Source organism: Caldibacillus thermoamylovorans, assembly GCF_000751775.1.
GTDB classification, from domain to species: Bacteria; Bacillota; Bacilli; order Bacillales; family Caldibacillaceae; genus Caldifermentibacillus; species Caldifermentibacillus hisashii.
This window is the reverse complement of record NZ_CCRF01000014.1, coordinates 23,507-49,999: the sequence shown is the minus strand read 5'-3', so window position 1 is coordinate 49,999 and position 26,493 is coordinate 23,507. Positions and strand designations below refer to the sequence as shown.

19 protein-coding genes are annotated in these 26,493 nt (G+C 36.0%); all 19 read right to left on the bottom strand.

Features of this window, described 5'->3' with window-relative positions:
- Window positions 1-196: DUF4277 domain-containing protein (locus BT1A1_RS17675; protein WP_156103147.1), on the bottom strand; the 196-nt coding region annotated here is incomplete at its 3' end.
- 286 nt (window positions 197-482) lie between these two features.
- Window positions 483-3,212, bottom strand: a complete 2,730-nt coding sequence (locus BT1A1_RS02290; protein WP_034767669.1) for a glycoside hydrolase family 2 protein — start codon at window positions 3,210-3,212, stop codon at window positions 483-485.
- A 13-nt stretch (window positions 3,213-3,225) separates the two neighbouring features.
- Window positions 3,226-4,062 (bottom strand): carbohydrate ABC transporter permease, encoded by an 837-nt coding sequence (locus BT1A1_RS02285; protein ID WP_034767664.1) that lies wholly within the window; start codon window positions 4,060-4,062, stop codon window positions 3,226-3,228.
- A gap of 25 nt (window positions 4,063-4,087) precedes the next feature.
- A complete protein-coding gene (locus tag BT1A1_RS02280) occupies window positions 4,088-5,008 on the bottom strand; it encodes a carbohydrate ABC transporter permease (RefSeq protein ID WP_051988966.1) in 921 nt (306 codons plus the stop codon).
- Between the two features lie 79 nt (window positions 5,009-5,087).
- Window positions 5,088-6,362: an ABC transporter substrate-binding protein gene (locus BT1A1_RS02275; protein ID WP_051988965.1), complete on the bottom strand. Its 1,275-nt coding sequence runs from the start codon at window positions 6,360-6,362 to the stop codon at window positions 5,088-5,090.
- Between the two features lie 244 nt (window positions 6,363-6,606).
- Entirely contained in the window at window positions 6,607-7,470 is an 864-nt protein-coding gene (locus BT1A1_RS02270) for an ArsR/SmtB family transcription factor (RefSeq protein WP_231553264.1), read from the bottom strand.
- A gap of 180 nt (window positions 7,471-7,650) precedes the next feature.
- Entirely contained in the window at window positions 7,651-7,851 is a 201-nt protein-coding gene (locus BT1A1_RS19200) for a transposase (protein WP_269147477.1), read from the bottom strand.
- A gap of 572 nt (window positions 7,852-8,423) precedes the next feature.
- Window positions 8,424-9,584, bottom strand: a complete 1,161-nt coding sequence (gene mmsB / locus BT1A1_RS02265; RefSeq protein WP_034767661.1) for a multiple monosaccharide ABC transporter permease — start codon at window positions 9,582-9,584, stop codon at window positions 8,424-8,426.
- Window positions 9,581-11,125, bottom strand: a complete 1,545-nt coding sequence (gene mmsA / locus BT1A1_RS02260; RefSeq protein WP_034767657.1) for a multiple monosaccharide ABC transporter ATP-binding protein — start codon at window positions 11,123-11,125, stop codon at window positions 9,581-9,583. Before mmsA ends, mmsB begins: the two co-directional genes overlap by 4 nt.
- Window positions 11,126-11,198: 73 nt before the next feature.
- Entirely contained in the window at window positions 11,199-12,278 is a 1,080-nt protein-coding gene (gene chvE / locus BT1A1_RS02255) for a multiple monosaccharide ABC transporter substrate-binding protein (RefSeq protein WP_034767656.1), read from the bottom strand.
- A gap of 755 nt (window positions 12,279-13,033) precedes the next feature.
- Window positions 13,034-14,227, bottom strand: coding sequence for a sn-glycerol-1-phosphate dehydrogenase (locus tag BT1A1_RS02250; protein ID WP_034767655.1), 1,194 nt, complete (start codon window positions 14,225-14,227; stop codon window positions 13,034-13,036).
- A 76-nt stretch (window positions 14,228-14,303) separates the two neighbouring features.
- Complete coding sequence (locus BT1A1_RS02245; protein WP_034767654.1) at window positions 14,304-15,440, bottom strand: GntR family transcriptional regulator; 1,137 nt, start codon at window positions 15,438-15,440, stop codon at window positions 14,304-14,306.
- Window positions 15,441-15,812: 372 nt separating this feature from the next.
- Entirely contained in the window at window positions 15,813-16,838 is a 1,026-nt protein-coding gene (locus BT1A1_RS02240; RefSeq protein WP_034767653.1) for an AI-2E family transporter, read from the bottom strand.
- A gap of 211 nt (window positions 16,839-17,049) precedes the next feature.
- Window positions 17,050-19,419 carry a phosphoketolase family protein gene (locus BT1A1_RS02235; RefSeq protein ID WP_034767651.1) on the bottom strand — a complete coding sequence of 790 codons (2,370 nt, stop codon included), beginning with the start codon at window positions 19,417-19,419 and terminating at the stop codon, window positions 17,050-17,052.
- Window positions 19,420-19,772: 353 nt separating this feature from the next.
- The gene (araA, locus tag BT1A1_RS02230) at window positions 19,773-21,197 is read right to left on the bottom strand and encodes an L-arabinose isomerase (RefSeq protein WP_034767649.1); all 1,425 of its coding nucleotides are present in this window, start codon (window positions 21,195-21,197) and stop codon (window positions 19,773-19,775) included.
- Between the two features lie 335 nt (window positions 21,198-21,532).
- Window positions 21,533-22,231 carry an L-ribulose-5-phosphate 4-epimerase gene (locus tag BT1A1_RS02225; protein WP_034767647.1) on the bottom strand — a complete coding sequence of 233 codons (699 nt, stop codon included), beginning with the start codon at window positions 22,229-22,231 and terminating at the stop codon, window positions 21,533-21,535.
- 7 nt (window positions 22,232-22,238) lie between these two features.
- Window positions 22,239-23,912 (bottom strand): ribulokinase, encoded by a 1,674-nt coding sequence (locus tag BT1A1_RS02220; RefSeq protein ID WP_034767646.1) that lies wholly within the window; start codon window positions 23,910-23,912, stop codon window positions 22,239-22,241.
- Between the two features lie 1,001 nt (window positions 23,913-24,913).
- Window positions 24,914-25,315, bottom strand: a complete 402-nt coding sequence (locus tag BT1A1_RS02215) for a contact-dependent growth inhibition system immunity protein (protein ID WP_051988963.1) — start codon at window positions 25,313-25,315, stop codon at window positions 24,914-24,916.
- 1 nt (window position 25,316) lies between these two features.
- Window positions 25,317-26,450 carry a pre-toxin TG domain-containing protein gene (locus BT1A1_RS19195; protein ID WP_051988962.1) on the bottom strand — a complete coding sequence of 378 codons (1,134 nt, stop codon included), beginning with the start codon at window positions 26,448-26,450 and terminating at the stop codon, window positions 25,317-25,319.
- Window positions 26,451-26,493: the final 43 nt, after the last annotated feature.

The following is a 26,493-nucleotide window of genomic DNA, read 5'->3' as shown; positions in this document are numbered from 1 at the left end:
GGACCTTATAAAGGGGTTTGCCACTGCATAAAATGTTTAAGACAAGGGCTTTAATCCTTGTTCCGGGTGAGAGATGACAACGAACAGAATCCCATTTGACTAAATCATTAATGGTCTTTTCGAGTTCTATTTCATCACACAGTTTGGATAAAAGCTGAGACGGACCCACATGTAAAGTTAAAATTTGATCTGACATGAATATTCCCTCGTTTTCTCCATAGTTTAGATAATCATTCAATTCTACAAAGAAGAGGAAAATTCCTTTAAAAAAATAAAAAATGTAAAAAATTTACGTGCGGAATATGCGTTAAATCAATATTTTCAGCCTTTGTTTTTTTTTGTAACTGTCAAAGTCGGGGAAAAGTAACCATTCTCAGCACCCCCTCTATCCCATTCCAATCAAGGAACCTAGTCCCTATAAAGTTCTACATTACAAAACAACCCCTATAATAGAAAATCTTTTATAGGAGGTTGTTTTTTATTTAGGCTTTGCCCGAAATTAGGTTTTCTATTAATTTATTTACAACTCTTGTTGCAATTGGGTGTTCCCCATAATTTTTTATTAACTTCCAAGTGGTTAATGTAAGTATACCACTTGAATTGTTTTGTACAATCATGGATGTCCCAAACTGCCCAATCCACCCTTGGAAATAACCTGATAAAATTCTGCTCACTTTTGGAGTATTTTCATTTCCGAACATATACACGATTCTTCCAACAGTTCCACCGAGTTTGTTATAATTACTAATCGGTATAATATAATCCGGAAATATCCCTTCAAGTTCCCATCCCATTTCTTTATTAATTGGTAAACCATCAAAGTAAGAACAATCAACATAATTGAAAGATGAAGTACGATCCCAACTTTCTCCCTCTGGAAGGCGTCTAAATGTAAATAGACCTTTATCAGTGAGTTGATCCCCCTCTTCAGCTAAGAATAGCACCTTACCACCACGTCTATTATAATGGTTAACAGCCGCATCCAATACATTCGTAATTACAACTTCTGCATCTTCAAATTGATTAGTTATCGACATACCATTTAATTTTAACTTTTCGATAAATTGGTTACCCATTTTGTAAGGAAAAACGGTAACCGGATTAACCTCTACCTTGGTGGAGAAGGTTAATTCTTCATAATTCTCCACTTCTACACCATTTTCTAATATTAATTTTAGTTTTAAGTGATAAAAAGAAGCATCCCCTACAACAGGAACAGCAAATTTAATCGCATCCTGAATTTGAATATACGCCTTATTTTCTTCATTTAACGCAATCACACCTGAAATGTTTGTACCCGATATTTGCCAAATCAACTCACCACTAATTGGAAGTAAATCATGGTTGGAAATAATCACATCACATGTAAATATTTCCTCACTCCAAAAGTTGTGTTTCAATACATTTGCCATAACGACTAAGTTACCGTTAAAGTTCTTTGCATTTTCAAACATTTGTTTTACGCTCCGAGTATAATCCATCCAGCCGTTTGTTTCCCACTCAACGTCAGTAAACTCAGTTATCACATAGCCATTAATTTGTGGTCTTTTTCTCATTTCCTCTATCAATGATTTAACAGAACGAAACATTCGTTTTTGGGAAAATTTAGATAAGTTTTCTAAATCTCCAAAGACCTTATTTACTTGATATTTTTTGAAATTTTCATAGGCCGTTAATGGTATTTTAAAATCTTCCCTATGGGTATCATCCCCTAAATTATGGAACCAAATTGGCTCTTCACCATAGTATTCTAACAAGCTCTTAATACTTGGCAGCCCCCAAACTCCAAATTCAGAAATGATAATTGGTTCATCTTTAGGAATATAGCCCGGTACATAATTATTTTCAGGATTATTAATAATATAGTAATCAAGATCGTCCTTCCATTCACTATTTTGCTCTGGTAACGTAAAATATCTATGATAATCATTTATGTCAGTCTTTACGTGGTTCCAACCGGAATTATCACAAATCAATCGGGTTGGGTCCAACTCTTTTAAGTAGGTATACATTTTTATCACATATTCTTGTTTTTCCTGATCGTTCGCTAAATCCCATTCAAGTCCCCACTCTTCATTAAAAATAGACCAAATAATAATCGAAGGATGGTTGAAATCTCGATTAATCATAAAAGACAATTCATTCTGGAATCGTTTCATACTTTGCTTTGACCATTTAATTACATTTGGGACTTCTGCCCAAATAAGCATCCCTAAACGATCCGCCCAATAAAGATATCTCGGTAATTCAACTTTAATATGTTTTCTTAGTAAGTTGAATCCAAATTCTTTAGCCGTTTTAATTTCTTTTTGAATCCACTCATCATCTGGAGCAACATAAATCGTTTTTGGATAATAGGACTGGTCCAATGCCCCTCGAATAAATAAAGGAGCCCCATTCAACAAAAGCTGACCATCTTTAAATTCAATTTTTCTCATGCCAAAATATGTTTTATATTCGTCAATCAATCTATTATTTCCATCTTTTAATTTTATATTTATATCGTACAAGTGAGGCTGATTCGGTGACCAAAGTTGAACATTTGGGATGTTTATTTTTTTTACTAAATCCTTTTCATCGAACTCATCTTCTAAGGTGAGGATATGATTAGTATCCATATGATTGGTTATACTATATTCTACTAATTTTATATTATTTGTATTCCCCGAAATGTTTACATGTACCTCCGCAGTTTCCTCTTCAATATTAGGATGGACATGGACATTATTGATAAAAATACCAGACCGAGATTCAATATAAACATCCTGCCAAATTCCACTTACTCTTGTATACCAGCTTCCTTGCTTTCCAATTGGAATTTCAGCATTATCAGCAGGATCATAAACACGAACAGTTAACCTATTTATCCCGTCAAAAGATATAGCATCCGTGATATCAAATTCAAATGGTGTAAAACCACCCTCATGTTCACCAATCAATTCTCCATTGATCCAGACAACTGAATGAAAGTCAACTGCTTCAAAACACAAAAACACTCTCTTACTTTTAAACGATTCCTGAAGTTCGAATTGCTTTTCGTACCAGGCAATTCCCGTGTAATTAACTAAATCTATTTCCCTTTGCCAAATATGTGGCACAGTAACTTCTTTTTCATAAGCTAGTGCACGGCTAAACCATTGATCTTTTTCACCGATGTCATGTTCATCTAATTTAAAATTCCAATGTCCGTTTAAGTTGTATTTTAATCTCATTTATAGTCCTCCATTATTTTATTCCAGTCATTGAAATGCCTTTAATAATATGTCGTTGGAAAATCAAAAAAACAATGATAGCGGGAATACTTGCCAGCACATTTGATGCCATAGGTACTGCTAAATCTGTCGAAAATGTACTTTGAAAAGTCGGGATTCCAACAGGTAAGGTCATCATTCTTGTTTCCTGTGCTACTAGCATTGGCCAGAGCAAATTATTCCAAGATTGGACAAATGTAAAAATTCCTACCGCTGCCATTGAGCTTCTTGATAAAGGTAATACAACAGTCCACCACATTTTGAACGTACAAGCTCCATCTAATTTTGCGGCCTCAAAAAGATCATTTGGTATTTGATCTATAAATTGTTTTAAAATAAAATATGCTAATGATAAATTCATACCCGGCCAAATCAAAGCGTTAAAAGTGTTCGTCCAATTTAATTCAACTATCATATCGAATAAAGGCACGACAATCGATTCAAATGGAATCATTAACCCTATTAAAAATAAAGCAGTAATAAATTTTTTTCCTTTAAAGGGAATTCTCGATACTGCATAAGCTGCAAGTGAGCTTACTATAACTGTTATAACAGTTTGCACTATAGCAACAAATAAACTATTAAAAGTCCACCTTCCCATCATCGCTGTTTCCCCGGGCATTAGAACCTTTTGAAAACTCTCCAACGTAAAAGGGGGCGTAAATAATTTCGATAATAAGGTTACCGTAGAGCCCGGTGCCTTAAACGCAGAAACAATCATCCACATTAACGGAGCCAACATTATAATGGCCAATAAGTATGCGAAAACATAAGTCCAAAATCTACCTACTAATTTTCTCTTACCCTTCATTTGTTATCCCTCCATCACTAAGGGCTTAATTTTTACTCATCACTTTATATTGAATAATGGAAATTACTGCGATAATCAAGAGTAATACAAATGATACTGCGGATGCGTACCCCATATCCCACTGTCTAAAAGCAATTTGATAAATATAATGAACAATGGGTGTTGTTGCTATTCCCGGACCGCCGTTTGTAATTAAATATGTTTGTCCAAACAGCTTAAAAGATGCAATTATTTGGAATAATACAACAAGGAAAGTAACTCCACGTAATGAAGGAAGTGTAATATAACGGAATTTTTCCCAAGCATTTGCACCATCCATGTCAGCCGCTTCATATAGTTCATCTGAAATTTCTTGTAAACCTGCCAAAAATAGAATCATATTGAAACCTACAGTCCACCAAATTGTTACAATAAGAATAGAGAGCCAACCCATTCCCCAACTACCAAGCCATGATATTTTTAAAGAAGAACCAAGTTGCTTAAATATTTCTGCGAATAAGCCGGTTTCATTTTGGAGCATAAACTTCCAAATACTAGCTATTACAGAAATTGAAAGCATATATGGGATAAAGTAAGCACTTCTTAGAAAAACAGTTCCTTTTAATTTGCTATTAACAATTAAAGCAAAAATTAAACCTAACATAACGATTGTAGGTGTTGATATAAGAATAAAATAAAGAGTATTAATTAATGCACTCCAAAATTTATCATCAGAAATCATTGTTTTAAAATTTTCGAGGCCTGCAAAATTGGAATCAACACCAAAACTCCCCGTTGTAAAGCTGATAAAAAATCCACTAATAATCGGATAGATCCAAAACCAAAGGTAGACAATGAGGAAAGGGAGCAAAAATAAAAATGCGGTAAGGTAATTATTAACCTTTCTTTTTTTTTCAAACACCATATTTGTTACTTTTTTACCTTTTGTAAGACTTATTTGGACCATGAAAAATCCCTCCTTTAAAAAATGGGATGGACAGAATATCCCTTTCCATCCCAGACACACAAATTCATTTTTTTCTATATTATTTTTTTAATAAATCTTCTACTTTCTTTTGAGCTTCTGCTAATCCCTCTTCTATCGTCATATGACCATAGTTAATTTCAACCAATGATTCTAAAATGGCATCATTTATAGAAGTTAATTTATCCGAATATGGCATATATGCAACAGATTTCATTACATCCGCATATTTCGGGCGATATTTCGTCGCTTTGAACTCTTCAGACTCAACAACAGTGGTTTTGGATGGAACATGCCCGGCTTTTGCCCACATGACACCATTTTCAGTAACCCAATTAGCAAATTTTGCAGCAGCTAATTGTTTATCTTTATTTTCTTGAGTAGGAATGACTAAAGTATGAGAATCTCCCCAAGCAGCAGGATGATCAAATAATTGTGGGAAGTCTACTGCCGAGAAATCAAGAGACGATTCTTTTTCAAAGTTACCAGTTGCCCATACACCAGTAAACGTGATTGCAGCCTTTTGTTCTTTGAAAATATCGTAGCTGTTATCACCAATATCAACAGGCATCAAACCTTCATCCAGCCAAGTTGTTAACAACTCCATTGCCTTTTTACCTTCTGGGGTATCAATGGTTGCTTTTCCATCTGTAATATACGAACCGCCTTGTTGGGCAACTAGTGCATGCCAAATCCAGAATGTAAATACGTTGTTACTACCAATTACCATCGGATGCACATCTTCAGGTAACTTTTGCTTCAATGTTCTCAATAAGTTTGTGAAACCTTCAGCACCAGGTTCCATTTTTATATTTCCGGCTTCGTTTAATACTCCCGCGTCACGCAAATATTTATTATTATAGAACATGATTACTGCATGTGTATCTAAAGGAATAGCATATGTCTTGCCGTCACGTTTGACCGATTCAAATTGATTTTTACCAAAAGTGGACCAATCAATACCTGCCTTTTTTGCTAAATCATCAATCTGTTGTAACTTACCAGTAGGAATGAGCTCACCTAATCTGGATACGTGTGCTACTGCTAAATCTGGAGATGTATTAGATACTATGGAAGTTTTTAATTTCGTGTAATAGTCGTCCCATACGTTATTCATGACTTCAACTTCGATTTCATCTTGGGACTCGTTAAATTTCTTCACCATTTCAGTCATAAATTCGCCATCTGTTCCACTAAAAGGTGTCCAAAATGTGACCTTTGTCTTTCCGTTTTTAGAACTTCCCTCTCCATCACCTGAACTTTCTCCAAATGAACAACCAGTAATTAATAAAGTCAGAATAAGTAGAAATGGTAAAAATACTCTTTTAAACTTCATATTTTTGACTCCTTCCTTTTATTAAGTTTCGTTAAATAAAGCGTTTACATTTAATAACTTGAAAATAGCCCGCTCAACCCCCTTCTTATATTTTAACTCTCTTACAAAAGTAGTTGTTCAACTCGCTGACTTTTGGAACTGTTCATATTAAACTGTCAACTTTCAAGTTTATTATAATATATTTTCTTGTAATACTTCAATAAAAATGATAATAATAAATAAAAAAAATATTATTCTTTATCTTTTATTCATATCGAACACTCAAGATAATCCCTTGTTTATAATCGCCAAACTTTGGTCCGAATAAGTTAATTCCTCCTACATTTTTCGAATCCTTTTTCACTTCAATACGCAATGATATAAAAGACGAATCAATTAAATCCAAATCATTAATAGATATATCGGACAATTGAACCCCATCTACGAAACAACCTTTATGTGTCACTTTAAAATTCTTTAATTGCCCATATTGCGTAAAGTGTCGAGACCACCACCTTGGTGTTAATAACCCTCTTCGGTCACCAAAATCGCCAGGGGAAGTCCATGTCCCAATTTCTCGACCATTTATCCAAAAAGTAATATCTGAAGGCCAGTCATTTTTATGATATGGTGCTTCTGAGCAAATTTCCATACTAAATTCAAGTTCTACAATATTTGAACCATATGGTACGCGGTTGGGAAAACGATATTCCACATAACCGGAACGAAAATAAAGTAATTGTGTATCTTTCCTATTTGGTTCGTAAAAAGAACTGGGATCATCCTGAAAACCTATGTAATTTGATTCACTAACTAAACCACAGCTCGGGTCAACAGAGCAATCGTAATATTGTCCGATTGGCATTTCGAAACTAATACAATTTCTCTCTTTTTCCATTTCCTCGGTTTCAAATAAGTCAATGATAATGCGGTCATAATTTTTTGTGTTTATTTTTTGTGTACCCCTGCCAGGTACTAGTTCGGTCGTAATTAAATTTGCATCCTCCAGCTTTTTCACATTTACTGCTGTTGTAGAAAACGGTAAATTTAGCTTTTCTGATAGTTCAATAACATTATGTGGACCAGTCGCTAGGATTTTTAAAATGTCTATCCTTACCTGATTCCCAATAATTTTCCCTATTTCTATAGCTTCATTAAAAGAAATATGTAACGTTTTTATAAAAATACCTCCTTCTTTCTTTGTGCATTACTCTATTTACTATCTTTAACTATTATTATATCACTCAACTTTTGCATACGGAAATATTTAAACAATTCCTCTACTTTCCTCACCAATAGAAAAATTTCCCTAAAATGCCACAAGATGAGGCAAGAGAAGAAAAACGAAAAGTTTTTCTCCTCTTGCCCTCATATTTTTTCCATTTTTCTCTGAAAGTAGCCGGCGGATACCGGCTACTTTCAGTATGTTGTGGGCTAAAGCCACGATTTCAAACTCTACATGAACTTTGTCGAGTCCCCTTATGCGAAATCTGCGGAACGACCGATTTATCTGTTTACCCCTTTTACACGCGGATTGGGATTTTCCAAAGGGTTGCTGCGCAAATGGTTACAGCGATGGGGGCTTGCAATGGACTGATTGACATCTTAGGAAGCTGGCCGGCCGTGTGGTAGGAATGTTCAAAAATAGTGCCATTCCAGTGGCTGGTTTTAAACCACATGGAGCTGGATGCATCAAAGTCCGGGGCCAATCAGAACTTTAAAATTGCAGCGGGCGTGGCAGGAGGCGAGTTGATTTTTTGAGTAAAACGGATGATGTACCTTGATCCCGGCTCAGTGTAAGCAGAAATCATCGGGACGACCGAAAGAATCCAATTTAGAAATTTAAAATAATAATGTGAACAATAAATTGCAAAAAAACACCCCCAACATTTGGTATAAAGGTGTCGAACAAAAACCGAAACCAAAATGGGGGTATCTATCATGCTTAAAGAAAAAGATAATCAATTAAGCATCTATTCCATTAGATACGATAAAATTTCTGAAAATCATACACTTAATTATTTTGAAATGAAATAGAGTTTAGTTTCATCAATAAAATAATTGAAAAACTGTATCATCTAATTATTTTTTCTTTTTATATAGTATATCAAATGTAACTGCTGCCAGTAAAACTAATCCTTTAATGGCTTGTTGCCAGTCAATGCCAATCCCCATGATTGACATACCATTGTTTAGTATACCCATAACCAGGGCACCAATTACAGCACCGAATACTGTACCTACACCACCTGTCATGGAAGCACCGCCGATGACAGCAGCAGCAATTGCATCAAGTTCAAAACCGGTACCTGCCTGCGGAGTTGCTGCGTTTAAACGACCTGCAAAGATTAATCCAGCTAAAGCAGAAAGTACACCCATATTAACAAATACCCAAAATTTTACTTTATTTGAATTGATACCTGACAATCTTGCAGCGTTCTCATTACCACCAACTGCATAAATATGTCTTCCAAGAACTGTCTTATTCATCATTGAAGCATAAATTAGATAGATAAAGAATATTAAAACTAATACGATTGCTATTCCTTCATATTGTGCCAAAACAAAGGTAAATGTATTAATTATTACAGCTGCTATAACAAGTTTGGCAATAAAAAGTGAATTAGATGAAGTATCTACGTTATACTTTTTATCATTTTGTCGATTTCGATATTCAAAGATAATATAAACAATCGTAAGTAATGCACCTACTAAAATTGTTAATATGTGAAGGTCTCCACCATTAAAAATATCTGGTATAAATGCAGTACTTAAACTTCTAAAGCTATCGGGAAAAGGGGCAATAGTTTGTCCATTTAATGCTACTAGGGTCAGACCTCTAAAAATTAACATCGAAGCTAAGGTTACAATAAATGCGGGTATACGAACATAAGCCACCCAAAAGCCATTAAATGCGCCTATTGCAGCACCAATTAATAGCGATAAAAAGATCCCGACAATAACTGGTAAATCTTGGTTGACAAGTAAAATACCTGATATCGCTCCTACAAAAGCAACTACCGAACCAACAGATAAGTCAATTTCACCAGTGATGATTACGATTAGCATACCAAAGGCTAAAAGAATAATATAGCTATTTTGCATGATAATATTGGTTATATTTAACGGTGTCAATAATACACCACCGGTTAAAAATTGGAATAATATTGCAATAACAACTAAAGCTATAACCATACCAAATTGCCTAACATTATTAGATATAATCTTTTTTAAAGTATTCATTTTTTACTACCTCCGGACCGGTTTGTCATATATGTCATTAAAATTTCTTGGTCAACGTCTTCTTTTTTATGTTCACCAGTAATGACACCTTCACACAGTGTATAGATTCGATCAGACATACCAATTAATTCTGGTAGTTCAGAAGATATGATGATAATACTTTTACCTTGTTCAGCCAACTCATTAATAATTTTATAAATTTCAAATTTTGCACCTACATCAATTCCTCTTGTCGGTTCATCTAATATTAAAATATCTGGTTCAGTAAAAATCCATTTGCCCAAAACTACTTTTTGTTGATTTCCTCCGCTTAAATTTACAGTGGTTTGTAAAATCGATGGAGCTTTAATTTTTAATCTATTTTTTATATTCTCCGTTTCAGTGAATTCCAAATTTTTATTTAGAATACTATTATTTGAGATTTTTTGGAGGTTAGCTAATGAAATATTATTTTTTATATTATCAATTAATATTAGTCCATACTCTTTCCTGTCCTCTGATACATAGGCAACGCCATTTTTTATTGCATCTTTGACTGTATGAAACTCTACTTCTTTACCATCTTTATATATTTTACCTGATATTTTTCTACCATATGTTTTACCGAAAATACTCATAGCAAGTTCGGTTCGTCCTGCTCCCATTAAACCTGCAATTCCTACGATTTCACCACGGTATAATTTTATATTAACATTGCGCAAGATTTGTCTTTCAGTGTCTTGGGGATGAAATACATTCCAATTTCTAATTTCAAATACGACTTCTTCTTTTATACTTTTATTTCTTACTGGATATAAATTGGTTATATCTCTTCCGACCATATCTTTAATAATCATATTTTCCGTTACTTTTTCTTCTTTTACTGAATAAGTTCGAATCGTTTTTCCATCTCTTAAAACCGTAATGCTATCAGAAACTTGGAATACTTCATTTAACTTATGGGAGATAAGAATGGTGGTAATGCCTTGTTTTTTAAATTGTAGTAATAATTTTAAGAGATTTTCACTGTCATCTTCATTTAATGCCGCAGTCGGTTCATCCAATATTAATAGCTTAACCTGCTTAGAAAATGCCTTTGCAATCTCAACTAGTTGTTGATGACCAACACCGATATCCTTTATTAAAGTATTTGGATCTATATCAAGCCCTACTTTTTCTAGCAATTCTCTTGATTTTGAAATTGTTCCATTCCAATTAATAAAACCTCGTTTTACTTGCTCATTTCCTAGAAAAATATTTTCAGCTATTGATAGCTCTGGTATTAAAGCAAACTCTTGGTGAACGATAACTATGCCACGTTTTTCACTATCATTTACATTTTTAAATTCACAGTTATTACCGTTATAGATAATATCACCCTCATAAGTTCCAAAAGGGTGCACTCCACTTAACACTTTCATTAATGTGGATTTACCTGCGCCATTTTCACCACAAAGTGCATGGATTTCGCCTTCTTTTATCTTAAAATTTACATTGTCGAGAGCTCTAACTCCAGGAAAAGTTTTCGTTATACCTTTCATTTCTAAGATAATATTACTCATTATCATACACCTGCCTTTAACTCCAAAATAGTGGATGATTTCAGTCTAAACTGAAATCATCCATCAATCTTTATTACTTCAATTCATCCTCAGAATAATATCCTGTATCAACAAGTTCTTGTTTATAGTTGTCTATATCAATAGATACAGGTTCCAGTAGAACTGAAGGAACAATTTTCTTTCCGTTATCGTATGTCTTAGTATCATTAACTTCTGGTTTTTTCTCATTCAAAACATCATCAACAATTTTTACTGCACTTTCTGCCAATTTCCTTGTATCTTTAAATACAGTTTGTGTTTGCTCCCCGGCAATAATTGATTTAATTGATGACAATTCAGCATCTTGACCGGTTACAATTGGCATCGGTTTATCTGCAGAACCATAACCTACTGATTTTAAGGACGAAATTACTCCACGGCTAATCCCATCAAATGGGGAGTATACAACATCAATCAAATCATTTGAATAATGCGCACTTAAAAGGTTATCCATTCTTTCTTGTGCTTTCATTCCATCCCAACGTAATGTTGCACCTTGTTTAAATTCTGTTTGTCCACTTTTTACCACTAGTTTGCCACTATCAATGTATGGTTTTAAAATAGACATCGCACCATCCCAGAAGAAATATGCATTGTTATCATCTGGTGAACCTGCAAAAAGTTCAATATTAAATGGTCCTTTTCCCTCTTTCAAGCCCAGTTTTTCTTCAATATATTGACCTTGTAAAACACCGACTTTAAAGTTATCAAACGTTACATAATAATCTACATTCTCGGTATTCATAATAAGACGATCATATGAGATTACAGGTATTCCTTGTTTTTTTGCTTGATCAACTACATCTGTAAGTGCTTCACCATCGATTGAAGCAATAACTAAGGCATCCACACCTTTTGTAATCATGTTTTCAATTTGTGAAACTTGATTCTCTACTACATCTTCCGCGTATTGTAAGTCGGTTTTGTATCCTAATTTTTCAAGCTGTTTAACCATGTTCTTCCCATCTTTAACCCATCTTTCGGAGGACTTGGTTGGCATTGCAATCCCTATCGTCTTTGTACCCTTACCACTACTTGATTGATTGCCGCCACACCCTGTAAGGACTAAGGCAATCATTAGAATAGCAACTAGGAAAATGCTAAATTTCTTCATTACATTCCCTCCAATGTTCTTTCTTTTAAAATATTGGGCACGCTTACAAAACTAGGCTCTATTTTTACCCCCTTTTATTTATAATGGAATAACAGATTATTAGTCATATTCTTAAGCCTAAAAATGAAAGCGCATACCATTTGTGCTTTATGTATTTAGTATAATTTACTTGTTCGGATATGTCAATCAAAAATTCAATTGATTTTAACAAGATTAAAATTAATTTATGTAATAGCAAAAATAGATATACGTATAATCTTGTTGATAAACTTTCCACGAGAACAACAATATGTGTTGTAAATGCTATTTAAGCAAGACGATCCCACATTTACATTATATATTTGTCTACTAAAACAGCAATTATATATCCGTACAAGTTTAGGCTTATTTATTAATAAATTATATCTCATTTCATATTTTACCTTAACTTCCCAAGGGCTAGTCTTACTTTTCTAGTTGAAATTAGCTTTAAACCTCACTTTGGTTGTCCATACGAGTAGTGAGGTGAGAGTTTGGACCGCTTTAAAGAAATGGTCAGTCAGTTTAAATCCATATTATTTGCTTAGTAAAGGATATATGATGGGGGCTCCTAGGTTAGAAAAAATATTGGGGCAACATTTATGGACCAGAGCTTGGGACTGTTATTATTTTTAATAGTATTAAATGATGAACTTATTTTGGGTGTGCATAAAGGAGCCTAATCAAAAAATAGGCTCCTTTAAACTTTCCTAAACGCCCCCCTGCATCCTACACTGTTACAACCGTATTGGCGTCTCTTTTATTTGATTTAATAAAAGCAATCCGGTACAACGGTCACGTAAATGGTAGGCCTCATTTAAACTTTCAATAACGACTTCTTGTGGAATGCCAAGCTCCTCAACTGTTGTTGGTCCCCCTACTTTTTCCAACAGTTTTTTCAATTCGTCCGGAGTAGGCAATTTTTCAATTACTGAAAAAATATACTCCCCGTATTGCTCAATGCCGTTTCCATAAACTGTGTTTTTAATTCTTTCTGAGCGTAGTAGTTTTTTCCAATTTTTCTTATACAATTCTACAATCATTGTTGTTGCTACCCCAACTTTTGCACCATGTAACAGTTGCTTTTGGTTCGTTTTTAACAGATACATTTCCCAATAATGAGATAGATGATGCTCGGCTCCGGAAGCAGGTCGAGAGTAATCTAATATTTGCATAACAAGTCCTGATTCTATTAATGCATTCATTAAAATCTTGATTCCTTTTTCATCTGCATTGCTTATTTCCTCAACATATTCCACACAAGTCTCAAGCGCTTTCCGTGTCAATGATGCCGCCCCTTCATGGAAAGGTTCATTGCCAACTAGCTTAGAAATTTCCCAATCTAATAGAGAAGTATATTTACCTAAAATATCCCCGAATCCGGCTGCTGCCATTTCTCTAGGGGCTGCTTTTATAACGTCTATATCAGCAAAAACGGCAATCGGTGCAGCGGTTTGAATGGTTTGTTTTACCCCACGCAAAATTAACGGGGCACCTTTTGATGTAAATCCGTCTACCGATGCAGCAGTTGGCACCGAAATAAAAGGAATATTCATTTTATGACCGACAAATCTGACAATATCATGAATGGTCCCGGATCCGACCGCTATCAACACATCAGCATCATTCGGAGTTTTAATAAAGACTTGGACTAAACTTTCTTCATTAGCGATTACTTGACCATGTTCATTTTCATTAATGTTAATTCCAATCACTTCTTCAAAGTCATTCATTAAAAATTTTATTAGTTTTTCTCCAGCAGCTAAATAAGTATTTTGATCATAAACGGCTACAATATTTTTCCACTGTTTTCTTTTTATTAACTCCCTAATATGTAATATTGCATTTTTTTCGACCCTTATTTCCGGAATGGAAAAATTACTTATTTTTAATTGTGAAGCTAATCTTTTTATGTCAGTATAAATATCCATCTTTTTACCTCCTATACAACTTAAAATAAAAATGTAACAGATAATCTATGTTCTACCTGTTACATTAAATAATGACCTAAACTATTTTTTCATCCTTATCAGAAACAATTTTCTTCGTAGAATATCTAACAATCAATTCTGGTTCAAATACATATGACTCCGAGTTTTCATCTTTTTGTTTTATGTTTCTTCCATTTTGAACTAAATTTAAAATCATTTTTGCAGCCATGATACCTAAGTCTGTTTTCGGATGTTCTATGGTTGTCAATTTTACTTCTGATACTTCTGACAAAAAGGAGTTATCAAAGCCGACAATTGATATGTCGGAAGGAACTTGTAAATTATTTTGCCTGATAACATCTAGTAATTTCATTGCAAGTTCATCATTATAACAAATGATCCCGGTCGGCCGGTCTGATGAACTTGTTAATATATCATTTAAATGTTCAACAGGTTTTGTATTTTTTTCTGAAGTAGTGTACGTAATAATATTTTTCGGGTTAATCGGTAAGTTATACTCACGATGAGCCTTGATAAAACCTTTCATTCTTTTCATACCTTGCATATCATCGGTTTTAAAGAAACCTAATATGTTCTTATGCCCGGATTTAATCAAATGTTCAGTTTGCAAAAATCCGCCTTTTTCATCATTAACCGTAACACTTATCGGCTCCAATTCATCATAATAAGCGTTAATCATGACATATGGTATATTTAAGGCCTCTAAATTCAGGTAATAGTTAATATTGGGGTTTGCTATCGCACTTTTTGTCGGCTCGATAATGGCTCCATCAAACCGTTGTTCGATAATCGTTTCCAAAATACGTTTTTCATTATCGTGATCGTTATTTGTACTGAACAAACTAACTTGATAGCCTTCTCTACTTAATATACTTTCTGCACCACGAATAATTGAAGGAAAGATATAGTCAGAAATATACGTGACTACGATAGCAATGTTTTTTTTATTGAATTGGGTAATAGGTTGAAGCTTTGATAATCGGTCAGAGACAAATGTACCTGATCCTTGTTCTTTATACAACAAGCCTTCATTTACTAAATCACCCAATGCCAACCGAACTGTGTGCCTACTCACATTAAATTGCTTCATTAATTCGCTTTCGGAACTAATTTTTTGATGCGGTTCGAAAGTCCCGTCTAATACTCTTGATTTAATCCAATTTTTAACCATACTGTATTTTGTTTCACTCATTATCATTGCACCTCCCTTTTCTAAACTTATATGCACATGTAGTAGCATAGCATATTTTGATTTGAGTTGTAAAAGTCCTTGCTAAATTTCCAACTGTTTGGATCTTCCTTGAGCCATATATTTAAATCCAACTATAATCGGCATCCCCTCTGAAAATATAATGTTTTTAATATTCGAAGTTGTATTAAAAAGATGTTACAGTCCCTTTTTATTTATTAAAAAAATATCTTAGACAAATAAAAATTGTACGGATATTTATAACCATTAATTTTATTTTAATATAATTTATACGTACAATCAATATTTTATTCTTTTCCCTGTTTTCTCAAAAATAAACACAGTTACCATTTTTGCAACTGTGTTGTTTTTCTTTTATTTTCTTTTTTCCTCAACATCCACCGTCCGAACGCCCAATACATCCAATAGAAATACAAAGATTGGTATGCCTAGAATCAGACCCCAAACACCAAAGAAATGCTCCCCAAAAATCAAGATGATAAAAGTGTAAAAAACCGGTAGATTGGTTTTTGATGACATGAGTTTTGGGTTTAAAATATAAGCTTCAATGGCATGGACGACGGCGACCATGATGAGCACATAAATGACTGTCATTACTCCGCCGATACTGTAGGCAATTATTGCTAGCGGAATTAATGAAATAATGACACCGGCTACCGGAATCAGTCCCAGAATAAATACCATAATGGCGAGCGCAAATAATTGTGGGAAATCGAATAGCCACAGACAGAACGTGGTGATCACTGTGTTAACAGTTGCGATCATAAATTGGGCTTCGATTACTTTTCCAAATGTCCCGATAAATCTCACACCGAAGTATTCCAATTCGTTATAAAAAGAGCTGATCTTACTTTCTTTAAAACGAATGGTAAAAGAAATGATTCTTTCTTTCTCCAACAGGAAAAATAAGCTCAAAATTAATGCCAACAGAACTTGCAGGCCGATTGTCCCAATATCATTCAAAGATTTTACTAAGAAAGAAACACCTACACCGATATAGTCCGTGATTTCGTACTTTTGAATGAGTGCGATCACATAGTTAAATACTTGGTTATCGGTCTCTATTGGTTTCGAATAAAATTCCGTAAGTTGATTGATCAATTGTGATATTTCACTAACTAAAATTGGTAAATATTTTACCGCTCCATATGTCAAACCTGAAACCACAAGCAAATAGAGCAACAAGACCGTAATTTTTCGATTCAATGGAATTCGCTTGGAGATGAAACGCTCCAAACCGTTTATTAGGAAGGAAAAAATAAACGTTAATAAAATAATATTGATTATACTCCGAAGCATATAAAAAACAAAAATCAGAATGGCAAAAATCAGAACTCTCCTAACACCTGTCTTCTGAAAAAAACGAAATACCTCTTCCACTTATCACTCTTCCTATCTAAAAATTTTTAATTTATCTACAATATTATTATTAATATTCTGATTATAACATTCATACATTCATACTCCATATTATTTTAGCATAAATTCCCCGGTATTTGTGACTTTTACCGGTATTTATTATCAGTAAAAAGAAAAGGTACCTGAAATGATTCAGGCACCTGGATGTACAACGAAAAATTACTGAAAACGATTATTTTAACCCTTCCCATTTCCAGTTTTCTACTTCAGGTAAATCTCTTCCTTCGTCGCGGATGTATTGGTTATGTTTGGCAATCATGCCGTTCATTTCTTGGACGATATGTGCATATTTTTCCGCATTTGGCAAGTTTTTCACGACCGATTTCACAAGATCAAAGCGGTCCATTTGGTTTAATACACGCATGTCAAACGGTGTGGTAATATCGCCGTTTTCACGATAACCATGCACATGCAGATTGTGGTTATGACGATCAAAGAATAAGTCTTTTACTAAACCTTCATACCCATGGAAGGCAAAAATAATCGGTTTATTTTTTGTGAAATACATATCAAACTCTTCATCCGTCAAGCCACGTGGATCCAATGTTTGACTTCTTAATTTTAAAATATCCACAACATTGATGTAACGAATTTTTAACTCCGGCATTTTTTTATGCAAAATGGAAATAGCAGCAAGACTTTCTATGGTCGGTTCGGTACCACTGGAAGCAATCACTACATCCGGTTCATCACCAAAATCCGTACTAGCCCAATCAATCATTTTCAATCCATTATCGACCAATTCTTTTGCTTCATCCATCGTGAACCATTGTGCCCGCGGATGTTTGGATGACACCACTAGGTTAATTTTTTGCCGGTCATTCAAAATTTTATGAAAGACTGCAAGTAATGTATTGGCATCTGCAGGTAAATATTCACGGATAAATTCCGGTTTTTTATCGGCTAAATGGCCAAGCATCCCCGGGTCTTGGTGGGTGTAGCCGTTATGGTCTTGTTGGAATACCGTTGAAGTTGCAACGACATTCAAGGAAGGAATAGCTGTCCGCCATGGTTGTTCCGAGGCTTTCCGCAACCATTTGAACTGTTGTGTTAACATGGAATCAACCACTCGTAAAAATGCTTCATAGCTGACAAAAATTCCGTGACGACCGGTTAGCACATACCCTTCCAACATCCCTTCCGCTTGGTGTTCGGAAAGCTGTGAGTCAATAACCCGGCCATGAGATTTTAAGTATTCATCTTGAGGTTCTTCAATTTCCCCCAACCATTGACGTTTCGTTTCTTCAAAAACAGGAGCCAACCGATTTGATGCAGTTTCATCCGGACCAAAAATACGGAAATTATGATTGTCGCGGTTTAATTTCACGACATCCTTCAAATATTCTCCTAACACAATCATATCTTGTTTTTCTACTTGTCCCGGAACAGAGTTGTCCACTGCATAGTCCCGAATATCCGGCAAACGCAGATCTCTAATTAATTTACCCGGGTTTGTGACAGGGTTCATGGCCATCCGTTTATCGCCTTTTGGTGTTGTTCCTGCGATTTCCGGTTTTAACCGCCCATTTTCATCAAATAATTCTTCCGGCTGATAACTCTTCATCCACTCTACCAACTCATCCGCATGTTCCATATGGTCTTGGTCGACTGGAATTGGCACTTGGTGAGCACGGAAAGAATTTTCTATCGGTACGCCACCCCATTCTTTCGGGCCTGTCCAGCCTTTTGGTGCACGAAAGACAATTATTGGCCATATCGGACGTGTTTGGTCCCTATTTTCACGTGCATTTGTTTGGATGGCTTTAATTTTTTCGACGACTTTATCAAGTGTTGCTGCCATTTTTACATGCATTTCTGCAGGGTCTTCACCTTCAACGAAATAAGGTTCCCAACCCATCCCTTCAAAGTATTTCGCTAATTCCTCATTGTCGATACGAGAAAGAATGGTCGGATTACTAATTTTAAATCCGTTCAAGTTTAAGATTGGTAAAACCGCACCGTCACGAATCGGGTTGATAAAACGGTTGGAGAACCAAGATGCTGCAAGTGGTCCGGTTTCTGCTTCCCCATCACCGACAACAACAGCCGCAATCAAATCCGGGTTATCAAGTACAGCCCCGGCACCGTGGGAAAGAGAATACCCTAATTCGCCGCCTTCATGAATCGATCCCGGTGTTTCCGGTGCTGCATGGGAAGCCACTCCACCCGGGAATGAAAATTGTTTGAACAGTTTTTTCATTCCTTCCACATCTTGCGTCATTTCCGGATAAATTTCCGTGTAACTGCCATCAAGATAGGAATTGGAAACCATGACTTGTCCGCCATGTCCGGGTCCTTCTATATAAAACATGTTTAAGTCATATTTATTAATGACTCGATTTAAATGGGCATAAATAAAGTTTTGTCCGGAAATGGTGCCCCAGTGACCGATTGGTTTTGCTTTAATATCAGAAGCCTTTAACGGTTCTTTTAACAGCGGGTTATCTTTCAAATAAAGTTGACCAACTGAAATATAATTTGCGGCACGCCAATATGCATCTACTTTTGCTAAATATTCTTTGGACGAGTAATCAATCGTCATTTTTGTTCACCCCTTCACAACCATTCAATATTTTTTACCCAAAACATCCTCCATGAACTACCCGCCATTAAACATAGCGAGTTTCGGAATCCCTAGAAAGTTGTAGGTACTTCACAGGTGTGCCCAATACCACTACTGATTGCGTGTTTAACTCTTTGAGATACTTTCTTCGGAATTTGCCTTTGCCCATCATATCTGACCGAGCTTTCATCTCCTCAATGAATAGAGGAGGATTCCTACTCGGGTGTCCTAAACTCTTTTCGATAATCTGTAGATACTTTTGAGGAGGAGTTTTGGGTACATCATCATTATACCATTTTTAATCTATTTACTATTATTAATTTTTTTACAGTTTATTTAATATTAACTACTTCCAACCCTACCATTTTCGCAAAATCTTCAATTTGTTCTGCAGTCACATTGAATGAAAGGACCGTATGGTGACCGCCGCCATTTTTAATCCATTCCTGAACGCCTTTTTCAAATCCACATTTTGGTGTCCACATTTGTCTTGCCACCGGTAAATGTGGTGCCGGTTCTTCCGGTTTTTTCCCTTCCACTTCATACATGACTAATTTAAAATGATCCCCAAAATCAGAAATGGTGAGATTAACTGCTTCTCCATCCAAACCATCAAATACTAGTCTGGCCGGATCTTCTTTACCGCCAATTCCCAGTGGATGAACTTCCACACGGATTTTTGAACCTGCAAGTGTTGGGTCAACTTCTAACATATGTGCACCCAAAATAGCTTCTCGACCTTTTACTAGATCATACGTATAATCTTCCATAAATCCTGTTTTTTCATTATGAGCCATGATTTTTAGCAAGCGATCGAGGGCAGCAGTTTTCCAGTCTCCTTCACCGGCAAAGCCATAACCTTCCGCGTTCAAACGTTGGACAGCCATACCGGGTAATTGTTTCATTCCCCATAAATCTTCAAAGTTAGTTGAAAATGCCGTATAACCTCCGCGTTCTAAAAATCTTCTTAACGCTATTTCGATTTTAATTTGTTCCTTCACATGTTCCTCGAAAAATTCCGGATCATTATTGCCAACGACAAAGTCATATGCTTCTTGACATTCTCGGTATGTTTTTTCGATTTCTTCCGGCGATACTTTTTCCATTTCGGCAACTAAGTCGCCAATCCCATAGTAGTCAACCGTCCAGCCAAATTGAATTTGCGCTTCAATTTTATCCCCGTCCGTAACAGCTACATTCCGCATGTTATCACCGAACCGGGCTACTTTAATATGGAAACTTTCATTATAAGCTACAGCCACATCCATCCATTTACGGATTTGTTCTTGTACATCGTGGTCTTTCCAGTGACCGACGACAATTTTATTATTTTTATTTAAACGTGCATTAATATAGCCGTATTCTCTGTCACCGTGGGCGCTTTGATGCAAGTTCATATAATCCATATCTATCGTTTGCCATGGAATATTATTTAAAAATTGTGTTGCTAAATGAAGTAACGGTTTTTGCAATAATTTTGTGCCGCGAATCCAGTTTTTCGCCGGTGAGAATGTATGCATCCATGTAATGACACCGGCTACATGATCGTTGTAGTTGACTTCTTTCATGACTTGGGTAATACTGTCAGCTGTTGTTGCGACGGTTTTAAAAACAACCGGGTATGGCAGGTTCCCGCTTTTATTTAATTCGTTAATAATTTCTTCTGTATCTTTTTGTACGGCTTGAAGCGCCTCTTCACCATATAAGTGCTGACTTCCAACAACAAACCAAAACTCGTAATCTCTAATTTTTAACACGTGTATCACTCCTGTAGGTTCTCATTTTTGTGTAAATTTTTATAGAAAAATTAAGTGAAACTTCCAGCCATAGGGGTTTCCCACGGATGGTTAGTTGAACTAATCAGACGCATGCTGGCAGCCCGTCCCCAGCTACCTTCTTTGTAAACTCGAAAATTTTGAGGTAGGGGTCTTGACTCGGCGTTAAGGTGGAATAAAGTGAAACTTCCAACAATGGGTGTCTCCCACGGATGATAGTTGAACCAATCGGGTACTTTTCTTCCTCCTTCAACATCGATGATTCCTCTTAAACCTCAGGAGGAAGATTTAGTGACCGTTTGTGCGGGGAAATGACCCTATTTCTTTTGACCATAGTAGGCGTTTTTGCCATGTTTACGTAAATAATGTTTGTCTAAAAGATATTGGTCCATATCAATTTGATACGGATTCAGCTGTAGCGTGTGATACGTCATTTTCGCCACTTCTTCCAAGACAACTGAATGATGAACCGCGTCTATTGCTGATTTCCCCCACGTAAAAGGTCCATGGTCATTGACTAAAACGGCCGGAACTTGATCGGGATCAATTTGGCGCTCCTTGAAAGTTTCAACAATGACGTCCCCGGTTTGTTTTTCATAATCTCGGATGACTTCCTCTTCTTTCATAGCACGGGTGACCGGAACAGGGCCATAGAACGTATCCGCATGGGTTGTCCCGGCTGCCGGAACATCTAATCCCGCTTGAGCAAATGTAACGGCCCACGGGGAATGCGTATGGACAATTCCTTTAATATTAGGAAACTCCTTATATAGGATAATGTGGGTCGCTGTATCGCTGGACGGGTTCAGGTCCCCTTCGACCACATTTCCGTTCAAATCCACAACAACCATTTGTTCCGGCTTCAATTCTTCATACGGGATACCGCTTGGTTTAATGACGATAAGATTACTATCCCTGTCAATTCCGCTGACATTGCCCCATGTAAATGTGACCAAGTTGTATTTGGGCAATAACATATTCGCTTCATAGACTTCTTGCTTTAATTTTTCCAGCATTGCTAAATCATTCCTTTGAGGCATTATTTTTGATTGCTTTCAGACGTTTCATGACATCATTTACACCGGTGCCGAAATAATCATGTAAAATCTTGTATTCTTCATAAATTGCAGTATATTTCTCTACATTTTCCGGAATTGGTTTCACTTTTTCTTTTCTTAATTTCGCCATTTTTTTGGAAGCTTCTTCAATTGAATCATAGCCGCCGTTTTCGGAACCGGCTGCAACCGCGGCAAACATGGCTGCACCGATGGCAGGCGTTTGCAGGTGCTCAGAGATTGTAATTTCTTTTCCGGTAATATCGGCGTAAATTTGGTTAAGTAATTGGTTTTTGTGTGGCAAGCCGCCGCAGACAGTGAGCCCATTAATTTCAATGCCACTGGATTCAAATTCTTCTATGATTCTGCGTTTCCCAAATGCGGTCGCTTCAATCAATGCACGATAAATTTCTTCCGGTGTTGTTTCCAAAGTCATTCCCAAAAGAAGTCCGGTCAAGTTCGTGTCAACAAGGATTGAACGGTTTCCATTCCACCAATCAAGAGCGAGAAGACCACTTTCCCCGATGTTTAATTGGCTCGCCTTTTCCTCTAATAATTGGTGAATGTTAAGGCCTCTTTCTTTCGCTTCGTCAAAATAGGCGCCCGGAACAGCATTGTCAACAAACCATGCAAAAATATCACCTACTGCATTTTGGCCCGATTCATAAGCATAGTATCCCGGAATGGCCCCATCTTTGACAACACCGCACATTCCTCTCACAGGAATCTTTTTATCTCCTAAAATAATGTCGCATGTGGATGTTCCCATAATATTAAGCATTGTACCCGGCTTAATTACACCTGTTGGCGCAGCAGAAACATGTGCATCCACATTTCCGACCGCAACCGCAATTCCCGGATTTAATCCGACTTTTGCCGCCATTTCCGCGGTAAGTTCACCCGCTTTTGATCCGGTTGGATGGAACTCTGTGCCAATTTTTTCCTCAATAACATTTTCCATTTTTGGATGAAGTTCTTTAAAGAAGTCTTTACTTGGGAATCCCGTTTCAGCATCCCACATCGCTTTATATCCTGCAGTTGTGGAATTTTTCACTTTGTTACCGGTTAATTGCCAAGTGACCCAGTCTGTTGCTTCCATAAATGTATCCATTGCATCATAAACTTCCGGTGCTTCGTCTACAATTTGCATCAATTTCGGAAATACCCATTCGGATGAAATTTTACCGCCATAGTATTTCAACCATGGTTCATTACGACGGCGGGCAATTTCATTTAACTTGTCCGCATGAGATTGTGCAGCATGATGTTTCCATAATTTTACCCAGGCATGCGGGTTATTTTTGAACTCGGGCAAGTTCATTAACGGTGTTCCGTCATTTTTTACCGGAAGTACGGTGCAAGAAGTAAAATCGATTGAAACACCAATGATGTCATTTACATCTACACCACTGTCCGCAACGGTTCTTTTTACAGTATCAATAAAACATTCGATATAATCATTTGCATTTTGCAGGGCCCAGTCAATTCCTAATTCAATATTCGTATTTGGTAAAAAGTCATCAATCACGCCATCCGGATAATCCTTCACAGCAGAAGATATGACATTGCCATTTGATACATCTACTAATACGGCCCTGGCTGATAATGAACCAAAATCAACACCAATGGTATATTTGGGCATAAGCGCACCTCCTATATTTTTAAACGCTTACAACTAACTGGTTTTATTGTAGTATAGATGTACGTATAAGTCAATAGAATATCGTTATTTATAATGAATTAATACTTACATGTTGGTTTTGCTTATTATAGGAATCTATTAGATACTTCAACACAAATAATGATTTTTAACAAAAATAAACTTGTTTTTATTCACATTAAAAATCTAATCGTTTTTTATACGAACAATTTTTATTTTCTTTTGTCTATATTCTAAATTTGTAAGTACATACTTAAATCAGTTGCTTATAGATGTATGTATATATGTAGCTGGAAGTCGAAAGGTTTTTATGTATATACAATTGGCACTAGTGGTCCTTAACTTCATTGTTTAAACGTAAAAAAATCGTCCTTTCAAAAAATTGTATGTTCAAAATGACTTACAATTTCTAAGAAAAAACGATTTAATAGGAATGATTTTAATTTGCTGAAAGAGGCGGTGAAAATTATCCAACTTTTCTAAATGAACATTTTTAAAACAAATAGTATCGTGCATGATACGACCGTCTCAAGAGGAATTACAACCCTAAATTTTATTTTGATGTTGTAAAGTATGAATTTTTTTAATTTCGCCTACATTATCGCCGTAAATCTTGTCATTCTCGTTAGTTTTTTGCCATTCCCTGTCCATAACTTCCCCTTCCATGTAGACAGCCACACCGGTTCATGCATAAATTTCCTGCATTAATTTTGGAAGCCGAATTTCTCCAACCTCTTCCTTTATTTTATCAAACCAAGCCTTGGTCAGTGCAATTGGTGCATTTACTACCTGATCATATACAGAGCGAAAGGCTTGGTGGAATTTCTTTGGGTCTAGGACGTTTCGAATTTTTTTGAGCACTCCCGGTGTTTTGGCAAGAAAAAGGAAGTCCTACTATGGGCTATATTCTTACAAAACCTCATATTTATGTGGGAAATAACGTTAGTGTAAAAAAATGAAAAGCTCATGCCAATCAAGATACTTCATAAAGAGTTTATTTTGGTTAAAAATTTCTCAACTAAATCTAAATATTCATGGTAGTCTTCTTGACATATAAAATCACCAATTTCTAAATTTTGCTTTATGTTCAATAGGATTTCGTTTAACGGTTCTATATACTCTCTAATTTTTTCTTCATCAACAGAATAAAGTAATTCTAATAACTGACCATCATAAACATCGCCTACCAAGGGATTAGTTTTCAGAACATCAATGGCTTTTTCTATTGCCAATTCTATTAAAATATTCTGCCTAATCATTCTACACAAATCAACAGTATTTAATTCTGAAATGTCCTTATTTATTAAGGAATTATACCACTCATCTAATGCATAGCCTTCTTGGGCTGCTTCCTGTTGTAATAGATAAATTTCCTTTATCTTCATTCTATATCCCTCCAAAGGGCTCAAATAAGTCCTCAATTTTTTTTATATATTTATTAGTCTTATCCGAGGCTTCCTGAAGTACTTTTCTTGTTTCTACATCTAAGTTTGGGTTATTTAATGACCCTTCTAATCCTTTTCTTATTTTAACCAGTCCTTTGTATGAATCTTTCATTTCTTGTAAATGGTTCCAAAATCCTCCGCCCGGTTTTGGTACAGGGTTGCCTTGTAGGTCTCTTAATGTACCAGAAAAATCTTTGTCTGTTAAATGATTATTTACTATATTTTCTAAAGTTTCAAGGTTTCTTTGTTGTGCTCTAGAGAGACTATTTGTACCCTTAGAAACACCATCAACTCCATGTAAATTTAACTCATTCAGTTTAGTATTTTTTACTTGTTGAATAAGGTATTTTGCATCACTAAACGCATCCTTAACGGTTCTTTCAGCTGCACCGATTCCTGCATAAACTTCTTGTGTTATTTGCGGAAGTCGAATTTCTCCAATCTTCTTCTTTATTGTATCAAACCAGACCTTGGTTAGGGCAATTGGTGCATTTACTACCTGATCATACACGGAGCGAAAGGCTTGCTGGACTTTCTTTGGGTCTAGGACATTTCGAATTTTCTTGAGCACTCCCGGTGTTTTGGCAAGGGCTGGGATTCTTGCATCGACACCTTTTATCAACGTTTTCCCGGCAATCCCTACTGCTTTTGCCGGTGGAAGTAACGAGAGAGCCAGAAAACCTCCTGCAAGTACACGATCGCCAAAAGAAAGCTTCTCTCCGGTAACCGGATCATATTCACTGACTATCCGTTTTGCGTCGTTCCATCCGACGAGTTCCAGTAAAAACTCGCTTACTTTGTTCCCCATCTTTTGTTCATCTTTTTCCATTTCGGCAGCCGTGAGCCTAATTAATCTTTGGGCCTCATCAAGCTTATTTTTGTATTCGTTAATCGAATACCTCAATTCATATTCTAAGGCATGGATCGAATCCGGAAGCATACCCGGGAAATTGGCCAAAAGCGAGGTGAAATGCCAGTTAAGGGCTTCCAAGGCTTCGTCACATTCCCGCTCCACTTTTCCTATTTTGCCCGCAAACTCCTCCAAATGATCGAATTTGACCTTAATTTTACTCATCGCAAGTCCTCTCTTTTGGCTAGCAATCTACATATCTCTTTAT